The organism is uncultured Vibrio sp. (genome assembly GCF_947488985.1).
Classification (GTDB): domain Bacteria; phylum Pseudomonadota; class Gammaproteobacteria; order Enterobacterales; family Vibrionaceae; genus Vibrio.
Genome location: NZ_CANLBV010000017.1, coordinates 49,416 through 64,602 on the forward strand (window position 1 = coordinate 49,416; position 15,187 = coordinate 64,602).

General features: G+C 45.9%; 13 protein-coding genes, 1 tRNA gene and 1 riboswitch. Of the genes, 9 read left to right on the forward strand and 5 right to left on the reverse strand.

What is annotated here, in order from left to right; genetic code table 11:
* Positions 1 to 6: 6 nt before the first annotated feature.
* Positions 7 to 519: a molybdenum cofactor biosynthesis protein B gene (gene moaB / locus Q1A70_RS06125; RefSeq protein WP_299687978.1), complete on the reverse strand. Its 513-nt coding sequence runs from the start codon at positions 517 to 519 to the stop codon at positions 7 to 9.
* Between the two features lie 86 nt (positions 520 to 605).
* Entirely contained in the window at positions 606 to 1,595 is a 990-nt protein-coding gene (gene moaA, locus Q1A70_RS06130; protein WP_299687976.1) for a GTP 3',8-cyclase MoaA, read from the reverse strand.
* A riboswitch (molybdenum cofactor riboswitch) is annotated at positions 1,584 to 1,736 on the reverse strand. (Overlaps the previous gene by 12 nt.)
* Positions 1,737 to 1,930: 194 nt before the next feature.
* Here moaA and Q1A70_RS06135 point away from each other — a divergent pair.
* Entirely contained in the window at positions 1,931 to 2,818 is an 888-nt protein-coding gene (locus Q1A70_RS06135; protein ID WP_299687974.1) for a YvcK family protein, read from the forward strand.
* 93 nt (positions 2,819 to 2,911) lie between these two features.
* On the opposite strand, the gene luxU is transcribed toward Q1A70_RS06135, so the two are convergent.
* The 3 genes from luxU to uvrB all read right to left on the reverse strand — a co-directional run bounded on the left by luxU (position 2,912) and on the right by uvrB (position 7,048).
* Positions 2,912 to 3,256, reverse strand: a complete 345-nt coding sequence (luxU, locus tag Q1A70_RS06140; protein WP_299687972.1) for a quorum-sensing phosphorelay protein LuxU — start codon at positions 3,254 to 3,256, stop codon at positions 2,912 to 2,914.
* A 19-nt stretch (positions 3,257 to 3,275) separates the two neighbouring features.
* Complete coding sequence (gene luxO, locus Q1A70_RS06145; RefSeq protein ID WP_299687970.1) at positions 3,276 to 4,664, reverse strand: quorum-sensing sigma-54 dependent transcriptional regulator LuxO; 1,389 nt, start codon at positions 4,662 to 4,664, stop codon at positions 3,276 to 3,278.
* Between the two features lie 353 nt (positions 4,665 to 5,017).
* Positions 5,018 to 7,048 (reverse strand): excinuclease ABC subunit UvrB, encoded by a 2,031-nt coding sequence (gene uvrB, locus Q1A70_RS06150; protein ID WP_299687967.1) that lies wholly within the window; start codon positions 7,046 to 7,048, stop codon positions 5,018 to 5,020.
* 509 nt (positions 7,049 to 7,557) lie between these two features.
* Here uvrB and Q1A70_RS06155 point away from each other — a divergent pair.
* The 8 genes from Q1A70_RS06155 (at position 7,558) to nth (ending at position 14,823) form a co-directional block, all read left to right on the forward strand.
* Positions 7,558 to 7,633, forward strand: a tRNA-Asn gene (locus Q1A70_RS06155).
* Positions 7,634 to 8,004: 371 nt separating this feature from the next.
* On the forward strand, positions 8,005 to 8,583 hold the full coding sequence (gene rsxA / locus Q1A70_RS06160; RefSeq protein ID WP_299687963.1) for an electron transport complex subunit RsxA: 579 nt from the start codon (positions 8,005 to 8,007) through the stop codon (positions 8,581 to 8,583).
* A gap of 2 nt (positions 8,584 to 8,585) precedes the next feature.
* A complete protein-coding gene (gene rsxB, locus Q1A70_RS06165) occupies positions 8,586 to 9,179 on the forward strand; it encodes an electron transport complex subunit RsxB (RefSeq protein WP_017103577.1) in 594 nt (197 codons plus the stop codon).
* A gap of 7 nt (positions 9,180 to 9,186) precedes the next feature.
* Positions 9,187 to 11,637: an electron transport complex subunit RsxC gene (gene rsxC, locus Q1A70_RS06170; protein WP_299687955.1), complete on the forward strand. Its 2,451-nt coding sequence runs from the start codon at positions 9,187 to 9,189 to the stop codon at positions 11,635 to 11,637.
* Positions 11,637 to 12,683: an electron transport complex subunit RsxD gene (gene rsxD / locus Q1A70_RS06175; protein WP_299687952.1), complete on the forward strand. Its 1,047-nt coding sequence runs from the start codon at positions 11,637 to 11,639 to the stop codon at positions 12,681 to 12,683. The genes rsxC and rsxD overlap by 1 nt, the downstream gene beginning before the upstream one ends.
* A gap of 13 nt (positions 12,684 to 12,696) precedes the next feature.
* Positions 12,697 to 13,326 (forward strand): electron transport complex subunit RsxG, encoded by a 630-nt coding sequence (gene rsxG, locus Q1A70_RS06180; RefSeq protein ID WP_299687949.1) that lies wholly within the window; start codon positions 12,697 to 12,699, stop codon positions 13,324 to 13,326.
* Positions 13,326 to 14,018, forward strand: coding sequence for an electron transport complex subunit E (locus Q1A70_RS06185; protein ID WP_299687946.1), 693 nt, complete (start codon positions 13,326 to 13,328; stop codon positions 14,016 to 14,018). Before rsxG ends, Q1A70_RS06185 begins: the two co-directional genes overlap by 1 nt.
* 169 nt (positions 14,019 to 14,187) lie before the next feature.
* Complete coding sequence (nth, locus tag Q1A70_RS06190; RefSeq protein WP_299687943.1) at positions 14,188 to 14,823, forward strand: endonuclease III; 636 nt, start codon at positions 14,188 to 14,190, stop codon at positions 14,821 to 14,823.
* The last annotated feature ends 364 nt before the right edge of the window (positions 14,824 to 15,187 follow it).

The window sequence follows — 15,187 nt, forward strand, 5'->3', positions numbered from 1 at the left end:
ACCACCTTATACCGAAAGATGTGGCATAAAGTTACAAGGGCGGTGGCTCGCGTCCATCTGCTGCTTGATGATCTTAGTCCAACCCGTGCGGCATGCACCCGTTGAACCAGGCATCGCAAAGATAACGGTATGGTTAGCAAAACCCGCAATCGCACGCGATTGAATCGTCGATGTGCCAATTTCTTCGTAAGACACTTGACGGAATAGCTCACCAAAGCCTTCTACTTCTTTGTCGAATAGTGGCTTCAGTGCTTCAGGGGTACTATCACGTGATGTGAAGCCAGTACCACCAGTGATCATAACAGCTTGTACGTTTTCATCAGCAATCCACTGAGAGACAATCGCACGGATCTTGTACATGTCATCGATAACGATTTGCTTATCAACCACGTTATGACCGGCTTCTTTTGCGTGCTCAGCTAGGTAACCGCCTGACGTGTCATTTTCTTCTGTACGCGTATCTGAAACCGTTAGTACTGCGATGTTTGCTGCTTGGAATTTGCTTTCTGCGTGACCCATTTGTTCACCTATATAAATTTTTCATTAGACTGATTCGCCCAGCCTAAAGAAGCTGAGCGATAAAATGCTTTAGAGTATATAGCGGGTTAACCGCCGATTGACGCCAAGTTTGGAGTCATGCCGCTGTTGCCATCATGTAAGAAGTGGCTAACGGACTTGGTTTGAAGCTGAGCCTGAATTCGATCAATGAGCTCTTGTTCTTGTTGATCTTCTTGAATCAGATCTCTCAGTTCCACACCGTGGTCGCCAAACAGACATAGGTGAAGTTTACCTGTCGCAGACACACGCAGGCGGTTACAACTCTCACAAAAGTCTTTCTCGTAAGGCATGATCAAACCAATTTCACCCTTGTAGTCTGGGTGGACAAACACTTGTGCAGGACCATCATTAACGGCTTTGACTTTCAACAGCCAACCGTTAGCAATAAGCTGATTGCGAATCGCAACGCCCGATACATGGTGTTTATCAAACAACTCATCCATCTCGCCGGTTTTCATCAACTCGATAAAACGTAATTGAATGGGTTTATCTTTGATCCAATTAAGGAAGGCTGGTAATTCCTGACTGTTGAGGTCTTTCATCAATACAACATTGACTTTGACTTGTTCATAGCCAACCTCAAACGCTTTATCAATGCCTCGCATCACCTCAGTAAACTTATTCTCACCAGTGATCTGATGGAACATACGTGAATCTAGGCTATCTACGCTGACGTTTATATGAGTTAAACCAGCGTCACGCCATTGCCCTACTTGTTTCTCCATGCGATAGCCATTGGTCGTCATGGCTACTTTTTCGATGCCTGGAGTAGAAGCAACGGTATGTATGATTTCAGGAAAGTCTTTACGTAAACTCGGCTCTCCACCTGTAATGCGGATCTTTGACGTACCACAATCAGCAAACGCTTTAACAACGCGTTTGATCTCTGGAGTGCTTAAAAAAGACGAGTTTTTATGCCCTGATGGCTTATAACCATCTGGCAAGCAGTAAGTACATTTAAAGTTACAGACGTCTGTAACCGACAAGCGCAAGTAATAAAACTTGCGATGGAATCTATCTTCGAATTGTTGCGCCACGGAACACCTTTCCAAACACGGGAGGCATAATCATTTCCAATTAAGCCCTTGTGACAACATGTCACTGGCTCTTGATGCTTATCGGTACAGCAAATTCCACTGTGCGACTTAGCAGTCGAGAGCTCGGAGTTATGGCAACTGCACACTAAATATACACGTGCAGTAGCTGCGTAATAAAATACTTAATATTGGTACGTGAATCTAGCTTTGATGGTAAAAAACGGGCCACATCAGCAAAAAAAACATGTCCAACCCTCAAATAAACTCTTGTTGAGTATCAGACAAGAAGCATTTAACCTAAATTATAGTTGGTAATAATCAAACAAGAGCAAAAAATGAATATTTACTCTTCGAAGAAAGTCGTCGCAATCGGTGGTGGTCATGGCTTAGGGCGCATGCTGGCTGCATTAAAAGATTTTGGTACCAACGCAACGGGCATCGTTGCGACAACCGATAACGGCGGTTCGACTGGCCGAATTAGAGATTGCCAAGGCGGCATTGCGTGGGGAGATACTCGCAACTGTATTAACCAGCTGATCACCGAGCCTTCTATCAGTTCGATGATGTTCGAATATCGCTTCCGCGGCCAAGGTGAGCTAGATGGGCACAACTTAGGTAACTTGATGCTAACCGCACTGGACAACCTTTCCGTTCGCCCATTGGAAGCCATTAATCTGATTCGCAATATGCTCAAGGTCGATGTCAATATCGTCCCAATGACAGAGCACCCTTCAGACCTCACGGCTTTATCAATCGATGGTCGCTGGGTGACGGGAGAAACTAACGTCGATGACATGACCGAAAAGCTGCGAATGATGGATTTGTCGCCCGAAGTACCCGCGACCAAAGAAGCCGTCTCCGCCGTAGAGCAAGCTGACTGCATCATATTAGGGCCTGGAAGCTTTCTGACCAGTGTTATGCCGCCACTCCTGCTGCCAGAGATTGGTATGGCGATCGCTAAAAATACCAAGGCTAAGGTTATCTTCGTCGAAAACCTGTCCCCCGAGCACGGTCCTGCAGGTAAAATGACGCTTCAAGAACAATTGGAGTGGTGCGAGCGAACCTGTAAGGCAAGAAAAATCGATATCGTATTGGGTAACGCGCCACACCCGGAACTTGAAAAACGCTGGTACTGCGTAACCACAGACCTTGCCTCTGCCAACCGAGATTGGCGACATGACCGCCGCAAACTGCAGCAGGCCATTGAAGCTCAACTGGCTTAAGTAGATAGGATAAAATCGGTAATCACTAACAAAGGAGCGCTAGGCTCCTTTTTATTCCTGCTGCTACCCATACTCTATATAACGACCCACACTCTAAATATCGGCAATCAACTGCTGGTATTCTTGATAGGTGGATAACAAAAGCGTCTGCATATCTTGGCAATCAACCTCTGTAACAGGCAATGCCTTCTTCACTTTTGCATCCAAGCCAATCGCAAAACTACACAATGAATCGGCACCAAAGCTCGCAGCACTGCTCTTAAGTGCGTGGCTAATGTCCGCCAAATACCTTGATGTATCCGACTCTTTATTAACCTCTAAATGGTCATAGTAACCTTTCAATTCACCTAAAAAGATATCCAATAACACCGGGACATTTTCCTGCCCTATTTCACTGGCAAGCTCATTCACTTTTTGCTGATTCAATACTTTCATCATGACTCTTTCTTATTATTGACTACTGCTTAGCATTCCACGTTTGTAACTTACGGTATATCGTCGATGGACTGACATCTAAGAAACCGGCCGCACGCGGAATATTGCCATCACACGCTTTAATGGCCTGTTCAATCGCTGTTTTCTCAGTGATCCACAATGGGAAAATATCTTGGACCGTGATGTCTTCACTCTGCTTCTCTTTTAGTCGCAGGCTGTTTTCAATCGGTTGGTTCAGCGGTGGAGGCAACATACTCAAGGTGATCTCTTGACCATTGTTCAGCACGACCACGTTTCGCAATACGTTTTGTAGCTGGCGCACATTACCTGGCCACTCGTATTGGTTAAAGCGGTCGAGCACTTCCTGAGAAAAGCGCACAAATGCTTTCCCTTCCTCTACGGACATATAACCCAACAAAGAGTACGCAATTTCAATCACATCCTCACCACGCTCACGCAATGGGGGTAAGTGCAGAGGAATCACATACAAACGGTAGTATAAATCTTCTCTAAAGCGGCCCTCTTGAACTTCTTTCCATGGGTCACGGTTGGTTGCACAGACGAAACGAACATCGACACTCTTCATCTTCGACGAGCCGACTTTTTGAAAAGTACCCGTTTGAATGAAGCGGAGTAACTTGGTCTGCAGTTCAAGATCCATCTCGCACAGCTCATCAAGAAACAGGGTTCCGCCATCGGCAAGCTCTGCCGCACCTTGACGATCGGTTGCTGCGCCAGTAAAGGCCCCTTTAACGTGGCCAAACAGCTCACTTTCGATCAAATCTTTTGGAATCGCCGCACAGTTAATGGCGATGAATGGCTTGTCTCCACGCTTGCTCGCCGCATGTATGGCTTCTGCACACACCTCTTTACCCGTACCACTTTCACCGGTAATGAAAATACTGGCTTTACTCGTTGCCGCCGAGTCAATGGTTCGATAGACCTGCTGCATGGTATGACTACTGCCGATGAAACCCTGATAATTCTGATTACCCGGATGTTCAGTACTATTTTTGAGCTTAGTCGCTTTACGTATCGCGTTGTTCACCGTAATACGCAGTCGATCAGCTTCACAGGGTTTGATGAGAAAATCTTGGGAGCCATGACGCATTGCTTCTACAGCGGTATCAATCGAACCGTGGGCTGTCATAAAAATAACCGGAACTTCAGAGTATTTCTGTTTGACCGCAAATAGCACGTCCATTCCCGTCATATCTGGGAGGCGTAGATCGAGCAAAATAAGGTCAGGGATTCGATGATTCAAGCTCTCGATGGCATCGCGACCCGTGCCAACAATGTTGATGTCAATTTCAAGTGGTGTAAGGTACGAGCGGTATAATGCCGCAACCGAGGCGGTATCCTCGACCATCAACAAATACTTTGATTTGTTATCTAACGTTTGGGATTGCATATTCTAGCCATTTATAATTTGCATTTATTATCATAGTCGCATTACGCATTGCATTGTGCAAATCCATGGCCATATTTTGATTGTATTTATTTACGATATTCAAACAATCAATGACTTATCTAGATGGCATGAAGGATGCAACTGTACAAATGACCTTATGGTCACCTAGCCAACTGACGTTGTTCGTGGACTGATTGTCCACAAAAGTAGGCCAGTAGAACAATTACTACTGGCTGTTTTTTTGTCTGAACACTCTCAATGCGTTGATTTTCTCGTCACGGACATTTTTCATCGATATAAAGTTTCACCGTGAAAGCTTTTTGATCGAGCATACTTTCCCATAACCAAAAAAGTTAACTATTGGCGATGAACTGCTTTCTTAGCTGCTCAATTTCATCACGCTTCTGCGCCGCCAATTCAAACTCCAAATTCTGAGCGTGCTGATACATCGCCGCCTCCAGCTTACTGATCTCTTTATCAAGCTGTTGTGGTGTTAGCACGGCATAACTTTGAGAAGGCTCAGCCACCTTAGATAGTGGAACTTGCTTGGATTGACGCTGCTGTTTCGACTTGGTGATGTCACCTAGCTCCATAATGTCTTTAATATTGCGCTTCAAAGCTTGTGGCGTGATACCTTGCTCTTGATTGTAGGCTTGTTGTTTCTCGCGGCGACGCTCGGTTTCATCAATTGCTTTTTTCATCGACTTAGTTATCGAGTCACCGTACAAGATCGCTTTACCTTCAAGGTTACGTGCAGCACGACCAATGGTTTGGATCAGAGAACGTTCAGAACGCAAGAAACCCTCTTTGTCTGCATCTAGAATCGCCACCAGCGATACTTCTGGCATATCCAAACCTTCACGAAGTAAGTTAATGCCCACTAACACATCGAACTCGCCCAGACGTAGGTCTCGGATGATCTCTACACGCTCAACCGTATCAATATCCGAGTGCAAGTAACGCACTTTAACGCCATGCTCGCTTAGGTATTCGGTTAAGTCTTCCGCCATTCGCTTAGTCAACGTAGTAACCAAAACACGCTCTTCTTTCACTGAACGGGTTCTGATTTCAGACAACAAATCATCAACCTGAGTCGCAACAGGTCTTACTTCAATAAGTGGATCTAACAAGCCAGTAGGACGAACCACTTGATCAGCAATCTCGCCATCTGATTTTTCAATTTCGTAATTACCTGGAGTGGCAGAGACAAAAATCGTTTGCGGCGCGATAGATTCAAACTCGTCGAACTTCATTGGTCGGTTATCCAATGCAGAAGGCAGACGGAAACCAAACTCAACTAGGGTTTCCTTACGCGAGCGGTCACCTTTATACATGGCGCCAATTTGCGGCACGGTCACGTGTGACTCATCGATAATCAACAGACCATCATCAGGTAAGTAATCAAATAATGTCGGAGGCGCTTCCCCTTCCGCACGACCACTTAAGTATCGTGAGTAGTTTTCGATACCAGAACAGAAACCAAGTTCCGTCATCATCTCGATATCAAACTGAGTTCTCTGAGAAATGCGCTGCTCTTCCAAAAGCTTGTTGTTGTCTTTTAAGTATTGAGCTCGGTCTCGAAGTTCATCTTTAATATTCTCAATCGCCTCAAGGATTTTCTCTCTTGGGGTTACATAGTGAGTTTTGGGATAAACCGTAAAACGGGGTAAGTCTCTTTGTTTAACCGCACCAGTTAGGGGATCAAAGATGCTAATGCAGTCGACTTCATCATCGAACATTTCAATTCGCACGGCATCTTGGTCAGATTCAGCCGGGAAGATATCAATCACTTCACCACGAACACGGAACTGACCCCGCTCGAACGCAACGTCGTTTCTTGAATATTGCAGCTCAGCCAAACGGCGCAAGATATCACGTTGGTCCATGACCTCGCCGCGACTCAAGTGAAGCATCATCTTCAGGTAAGACTTAGGATCACCCAGACCATAAATAGCCGATACAGACGCGACGATGATGGCATCTTTTCGTTCTAGCAAGGCCTTGGTTGCTGAAAGTCGCATCTGTTCAATATGGGCATTTACAGAGGCATCTTTCTCGATGAACGTGTCTGTGGTTGGAACGTAGGCTTCCGGTTGGTAGTAATCGTAGTAAGAAACGAAATACTCCACGGCATTATTTGGAAAGAAAGACTTCATCTCACCATACAGTTGAGCCGCCAGCGTCTTGTTCGGTGCAAGCAGAATTGCAGGTCTTTGAGATTGGGAAATGACGTTGGCAAGAGTAAAGGTTTTCCCCGAGCCCGTTACCCCTAATAGAGTTTGATGTGCCAAGCCCGAATCTAATCCATCCAGTAATTTGGTTATCGCCGTCGGCTGATCTCCGGATGGGCTGTAGTCCGATACCAAGTCAAAGAGTTTGCTCATAGGTCGCCATTTCCATACTGTTTATTTAATCAGGGCATTGTGACTCTAGGAGGAGCAGTGTTGCAACCATTATCTAGAGAAATGCATCTTAAGATTAGAGAACAATGATAGCTTTTGTGGTTATAACTTGATATTATCCGTCCCCCTACAAACCTCCCCCCACTAAATCACTCATTTTTTAATCCACTACTTTTCCCCAAAAAAATGAGAAAAACCGCTTGTTTTACAGCTTTCATTATAATCTTTAAAAATCACACAATAGCAAAAAACCGTCATTCCCCCTTTAAATACATTACGTTAGCTACATTTTTAACATTTCCAGATTTATACCATATATTGTTGCTAAAGCCTTACGCACACACTTATCCACAAATTTGGTGGATAACTAAAGCAAAGCTAAATCTGATAAGGCATTCCAGAAAGTAAAGTTTTTTATCTTACTTTTTCCTGCTATTTTTTATTGACAGGAAATATGAGTATTATTAGAATTCTCGTCGCTAACAAGCAATTCCCCCTTAGTTCAGTTGGTAGAACGGCGGACTGTTAATCCGTATGTCGCAGGTTCGAGTCCCGCAGGGGGAGCCAAATTTAGAAAAGCCGCATCACTTGATGCGGCTTTTTGCGTTTGGGGCATAATAGAGTCCTAGATACTGGGTTTACTTAATCTAATGACCATAAGCCCTATCGAAAGGTGTCGCCCCGCCAAGACAAATTGATTTCACTCGTTGGCACTCTTTACAACAAAGAAAATAAGATGGATTAAATGCGTTACCATTCGGTTAATCTTATTTTTCATTCCCACAGAATACCCATCTATACTTAAGCTGCTCTACCGTAATCAAACGGTTACTCGTTGATTTTTTCATCAAGTGCCTAAATCCCTAGTGATCCTTGGTTGTTATTAGGTGTGCAAAACAGGATAATATCGGGATCGGAATTTCAAGAATTAATCCATTATGACCGAATACCTTTTGTTGTTGGTTGGCACCGTGTTAGTCAACAACTTTGTGCTAGTTAAATTTTTAGGACTGTGTCCATTTATGGGAGTCTCCAAGAAACTGGAGACTGCGATTGGTATGGGCCTAGCAACAACGTTCGTTCTGACGTTAGCCTCGGTATCTGCCTACCTAGTAGAGACCTACATCCTTACCCCCTTGGGTATTGAATACCTGCGTACCATGAGTTTCATCTTGGTTATCGCGGTGGTTGTTCAATTTACGGAAATGGTCGTTCACAAAACCAGCCCTACTCTTTATCGCCTATTGGGTATCTTCTTACCTCTTATCACCACTAACTGCGCGGTGTTGGGCGTGGCACTTCTGAACATAAATGAAAACCACAACTTCGTTCAGTCCATTGTCTATGGCTTTGGTGCGGCGGTTGGTTTCTCGCTGGTGTTGATCCTCTTTGCAGCTATGCGTGAGCGTATTGCGGTTGCTGATGTTCCAATGCCATTTAAAGGCGCATCGATTGCGATGATCACAGCTGGCCTAATGTCTTTGGCATTTATGGGCTTTACTGGATTGGTGAAATAAGCATGAGTACCATTTTAATTGCGATCATTGCACTCGCCGTTTTAGCCGCTATTTTTGGTGCTATTTTAGGCTTTGCTTCTATCCGTTTTAAGGTCGAAGCCGATCCTATCGTCGATCAAATCGACACCATTTTGCCGCAAACTCAATGTGGTCAGTGTGGCTACCCAGGTTGTCGCCCTTATGCAGAGGCGATTGCTAATGGAGACAAGATCAACAAATGTCCCCCGGGCGGCCAAGCCACTATTGAGAAGCTAGCAGACTTAATGGGCGTAGAAGTCGAAGACTCCGCTCATGACTTAGATAACAAAGTAAAAACCGTTGCCTTCATTCATGAAGATATGTGCATTGGCTGTACCAAGTGTATTCAAGCCTGTCCTGTTGACGCCATTGTTGGCGGCACCAAGGCTCTGCACACCGTCATTAAAGATGAATGTACCGGCTGTGATCTATGTGTCGCACCGTGTCCAACAGACTGTATTGAAATGATCCCTGTGGCAACAACGACCGAAAATTGGAAATGGCAGATGAACATCATTCCTGTTACTGATATCACTAACCAAGCAACTGATGCGACCGCGTCAGAGCCTAAAGCATAGGGTTAGTATGATCTCATTAATTGAACAAATTCGCACAGGCTCTATTTGGAATTTTCCGGGCGGTGTGCACCCTGCTGAAAACAAGAACCAGTCGAATACTACTGATATCGTTCATGCAAAGCTCCCTGAAGAGATCGTTCTTCCGGTAAAACAACACATAGGCAAACCAGGTAATCTGCTGGTCGCAGCTGGTGACACTGTACTCAAAGGGCAACAACTTACTGCCTTAGATACGGGGTTCACTTTGCCAGTACATGCTCCAACATCGGGCGTGATTACCGCTATAGAACCAAGAACTACGGCTCACCCTTCAGGTTTGAGCGAACTGAGTGTCGTGATTAAGCCCGATGGCTTAGACACTTGGATTGAAAAAAATCCAGTTAAAGACTTTTCTTCGAAAACCTCTGACGAGCTACTGGATGTGATCCGCCAAGCTGGTATCTCAGGCATGGGGGGCGCAGGCTTCCCTACCGCTAAAAAGCTTCAGTCTGGACTAGGTCGCACCGATATTTTAATCGTCAACGCCGCAGAGTGTGAACCTTACATCACCTCAGACGACAAGTTGCTTCAAGAACACGCCGAAGAAGTATTAAAAGGCATAGAAGTGGTTGAACATATCCTGCAACCCAAGCTGACCGTTATTGGTATTGAAGACAATAAACCTGCGGCAATCAAAGCGCTTGAGATAGCGGCGAAAGACAAAGATATCATCATTCGTGTTATCCCAACCAAATACCCTTCTGGCGGCGAGAAGCAACTGATCAAGATCCTCACCAATAAAGAAGTGCCTGCTGGCGGTATTCCTGCGGACATTGGCGTGTTGGTACAAAACGTTGGCTCTCTGTACTCGATAAAGAGAGCGGTAATCGACGGCGAGCCTGTTGTGAATCGTGTTGTGACCTTAACTGGTAAAACCTTTAAACAACCTCGCAACGTGTGGGCGTTATTAGGTACGCCAGTGCATGAGTTACTTGCAGAATTTGGCTACCAAGCCGATAAAAAACTGCCGCGTTTGATTTTGGGCGGCCCGATGATGGGCTTTACCTTGCCACATGCCAATGTGCCAATTACCAAAACATCTAACTGCATTCTCGCACCAACGCGTCGTGAAATGTCACCAAGCACTTACGAGATGGAATGCATCCGATGCAGCCAGTGTGCCGAGGCTTGCCCTGCGTCACTGCTTCCTCAGCAGCTGCAATGGCACGCTAAAGCTAACGAGTTGGATAAGTGTGAAGAGCTCAATATTAAAGATTGTATCGAATGTGGTGCTTGTGCGTTTGTCTGCCCGAGTGAAATTCCTCTGGTTCAGTACTATCGCCAAGCGAAAGCCGAAATCAAAACAAGAAAAGATGAAGCGACAGCGGCTGAGCGCGCCAAGGTTCGTTTCGAAGAGAAGAACGCTCGTATGGAGCGCGACAAAGCTGAACGAGAAAACCGCTTCAAGAAAGCGGCTGATAACCGCCGCAAAGACATGAAATTGACCGACGGTGATGATGCGATTGCTGCTGCGATTGCTCGCGTTAAAGCGCAAAAATCGGCTGCCGAGCAAACACCCAATGCGGAGCCAGCAGTGAAACCTGCGGTTGCGGCTGCCATTGCTAGAGCAAAAGCGAAACAAGCTGCGGCTCAGAAATCAAATGACGCTGAACCAGACAACTCTGAAATGTCTAAGCTGCGTGAAGAGCGTAAACGACAAGCTAGAGAGCGCAAAGCACAGCAAGTGCAATCAGCAACTCAAACTGAAAGTGATGCTCCAGCTAAAAGTACTGGCGATGCCAAGAAAGACGCGGTTGCGGCTGCGATTGCCCGCGCCAAAGCTAAGAAGGCGCAACAATCTCAATCGATGACTAAAACCGAAAGTGATGCTCCAGCTAAAAATACTGGCGATGCCAAGAACGACGCGGTTGCGGCTGCGATTGCTCGCGCCAAAGCTAAGAAGGCGCAACAATCTCAATCGGTGACTGAAACCGAAAGTGATGCTCCGGTTGAAAGCACTGGCGATGCTAAGAAAGACGCAGTTGCTGCAGCTATTGCTCGCGCTAAAGGAAAGAAAGCACAGCAAGCGGAATCAGCTTCTGACGCTTCAACTGAAAACTCCGGCGACGCTAAGAAAGACGCAGTTGCTGCAGCTATTGCTCGCGCTAAAGCAAAGAAAGCACAGCAAGCGGAATCAGCTTCTGACGCTTCAACTGAAAACTCTGGCTATGCTAAGAAAGACGCCGTTGCGGCTGCGATTGCCCGCGCCAAAGCTAAGAAGGCGCAACAAATGAAACAGTCTGAGATAGCGGAAGTGACACCCGAGCCTGTGGTTGAACCTTTAGTCGAAATAAAGGCTGACACTAAACAACAACCCATCGATCCTAAAAAAGCAGCCGTTGCTGCCGCGATTGCTCGCGCTAAAGCAAGAAAAGCTCAGCAGCAGCAAGATAAAAAGAACAACGAGGAGAAAGAGTAGTGGCCTTCTTTATTGCCAGCTCACCGCACGCACATAACCGCAAAAGCACCCCAGATCTAATGAAATGGGTCGCGATTTGCGCATTACCAGGTCTACTAGCTCAAACCTACTTCTTTGGATGGGGTACACTCATCCAGTTAGTCTTTGCTATCGTACTTGCTGTTACCTTTGAAGCAGCTGTCATGCTACTGAGAAAACGCCCGCCAATGATGGCACTGCGAGATTACAGCGCCGTTGTCACCGCTTGGCTACTCAGTGTTGCGATCCCTCCCCACTCTCCGTGGTGGATTCTTGTGATCGGTCTGTTCTTCGCTATTGTCATTGCTAAACATCTATACGGCGGTCTTGGGCAAAATCCATTTAACCCGGCGATGGTGGCTTACATTGTATTGCTTATCTCATTCCCAGTTCAAATGACCAGCTGGAATGCGCCGATCAGCTTAAGTGCCGATGCAAGCAGCTTTGTTGACTCATTTTTGATGATCTTTACTGGTTTCAATCATGAAGGATTATCTCTACAACAAGCGCGTTTAGGTATTGATGGCACGACAATGGCGACACCGCTCGATGCCTTCAAAACTGCATTAACCGCAGGCAACACCGCTTCTGAAGCTCTGTCTCAACCGCAATTTAGCTGGTTGGCCGGCGTAGGTTGGGAATGGGTAAACCTTGCTTACCTAGTTGGCGGCTTGCTGCTGATTAAACAACGCGTGATTCAATGGCATATTCCAGTGGCTTTTTTAGGCAGTTTGACCCTGTTTAGCCTAGTGTTCTTGCTGTTTACTCCTGGCGAAACCGCTTCACCGACCATTCATCTATTGTCTGGTGCGACTATGCTCGGCGCATTTTTCATTGCAACCGATCCCGTTTCAGCATCAACGACAGTCAAAGGTCGCTTGGTGTTTGGTGCCCTGATCGGTGGCCTGGTGTTTATCATCCGCAGTTGGGGTGGCTTCCCTGATGGTGTGGCGTTTGCCGTATTGTTAGCCAATATGTGTGTTCCACTGATTGACTACTACACCAAACCTCGTACATACGGTCACTAAGGGAGCAAATACCATGCTAAATGCAATAAAGAAAAACGGTCTGGTACTGGCGATTTTTGCGTGTGCTTCAACCGGTTTGGTCGCGGTCACTCACTACCTGACCCAAGATCAGATCAAGCAACAAGAACAAGCTCAGCTATTATCAGTACTAAACCAAGTGATCCCGCACGCTCTGCATGACAATGAGCTGTTCTCAGCGTGTACCTTAGTTGAAGCAAAGGAGCTCGGTACTGAGCAAGCGATGCCCGCTTACATCGCAACTCTCAACGGTGAGCCGAGTGCGATTGCAATTGAAGCGATTGCGCCTGACGGCTACAACGGGGCGATCAAAGTCATTGTTGGAATGAAAACTGACGGGACTATCTTAGGTACGCGCGTACTTTCGCACCATGAAACTCCGGGGTTGGGTGATAAGATTGATCTTCGTGTCAGTGACTGGATACTCTCATTTGCAGGCAAGCAAGTGACAAATTCTAATATTGAACGTTGGAAAGTGCGTAAAGACGGCGGGGAGTTCGATCAATTTACTGGCGCAACCATTACCCCAAGAGCCGTTGTTAAATCCGTTAAGCAAGCGGTTCAATACGTTAACCAAAACAGCCAAGCATTGCTTGCTCAACCTCTAAATTGTGGTGGTGAATAATGAGTGATCATAAGACACTAATCAAAAATGGCATGTGGGCCAATAACCCAGCCTTAGTCCAACTTCTTGGGTTGTGTCCACTGTTGGCTGTCTCCTCAACAGTGACGAACGCACTTGGACTTGGTATTGCTACCTTATTGGTATTAGTCGGTTCAAATGTCTCTGTCTCTTTGGTGCGTCACCATGTACCAAAAGAAGTGCGTATTCCTGTGTTCGTGATGATCATCGCGTCACTGGTAACCTGTGTGCAACTGCTGATGAATGCCTACGCGTATGGGCTTTACCTGTCTTTGGGTATCTTTATCCCACTGATCGTAACCAACTGCATTATCATTGGTCGCGCAGAAGCCTTCGCTTCAAAAAACGAAGTGCTGCCAGCGGCTCAAGATGGGTTTTGGATGGGGTTAGGCATGACATCGGTACTGGTAGTGCTGGGTGCGATGCGTGAGGTGATTGGCAACGGAACCCTGTTCGATGGCGCAGACCTGCTATTAGGTGACTGGGCTTCTGTGCTACGAATCGAAATATTCCAGTTTGATAATAGCTTCTTGTTAGCACTGCTTCCGCCGGGTGCCTTTATTGGGGTTGGATTTTTGATTGCCTTGAAAAACATCATCGACAACCAGGTCAAATCTAGACAGCCAAAACAACAAAAACCAACCATTGAACGCGCTCGCGTGACCAACGCTTGATAAGTTCAATGAGCTTAGACCCGCTGAGTTCGCTCAACCACTCAGCGGGCAAAGAGATTCAACGCAATACCCATAATAATGACGCTCATAAGAGCGCATAATCAATAATAAAGCTGAGTGTTGACACTAGTCAGAACTCATGCCCTAACTATTTGAAAGTAATGTCGTTATGAACAATGTGAAACGAGTAGAAATACTTGAGCGTTTAAGAGAGAACAACCCCAATCCGCAGACAGAGCTAAACTGGAGCAGTCCATTCGAGCTGCTGATCGCAGTACTTTTGTCGGCGCAGGCGACCGATGTCAGCGTCAACAAAGCCACTGATAAGCTATACCCCGTTGCCAATACCCCGCAGGCTATCTTCGATCTAGGTGTCGATGGATTGAAAGCGTACATCAAAACCATTGGTCTATTTAACTCAAAAGCAGAAAACACCATCAAGACCTGTCGTATGCTGCTTGACCTACACAATGGTGAAGTACCGGAAGATCGCGCGGCACTAGAGTCCCTTCCTGGTGTTGGTCGTAAGACAGCAAACGTGGTGTTAAATACCGCTTTCGGTTGGCCCACCATTGCCGTTGATACTCACATTTATCGAGTATCAAATCGCACTAAGCTAGCGATGGGTAAAACTGTCGACGATGTCGAAGCAAAACTGCTTAAAGTCGTGCCAAAAGAGTTCAAGCTCGATGTCCACCATTGGCTGATCCTTCATGGACGTTACACCTGTGTCGCGCGTAAACCACGTTGTGGCAGCTGTATCATTGAAGACCTATGCGAATACTCTCCACAAAAAAAAACGTAAAGAAATAACATGTGATAAAGTCAGGGGTTCCGGTTGGAATCCTTTTTTTTACTTTACAAACACAAAAAACGTACATACGGTATATTTATGTGTAATTAATGATCGGTTTTGTAATGATTGGTTTGAGTAAAAGTATTCAAATTAGGATATACAAGGATAAAAATAACGCTTCTTTTCCCGTAGTTGTTCGGGGAAGTAGTCTACCTTGCTGCTTGTATCTTAACGCTTATGATCCGCACCAGAAGTTTTGGACACTGAGTTAAGTGAGTACAATCACTAACGAGGTGAGCAATGACAACTAAGAAAACACGAATCAAACATGCTCCTGAATTTAAAGCCAAAGCACAAGCTAGCAGAGAAAGTC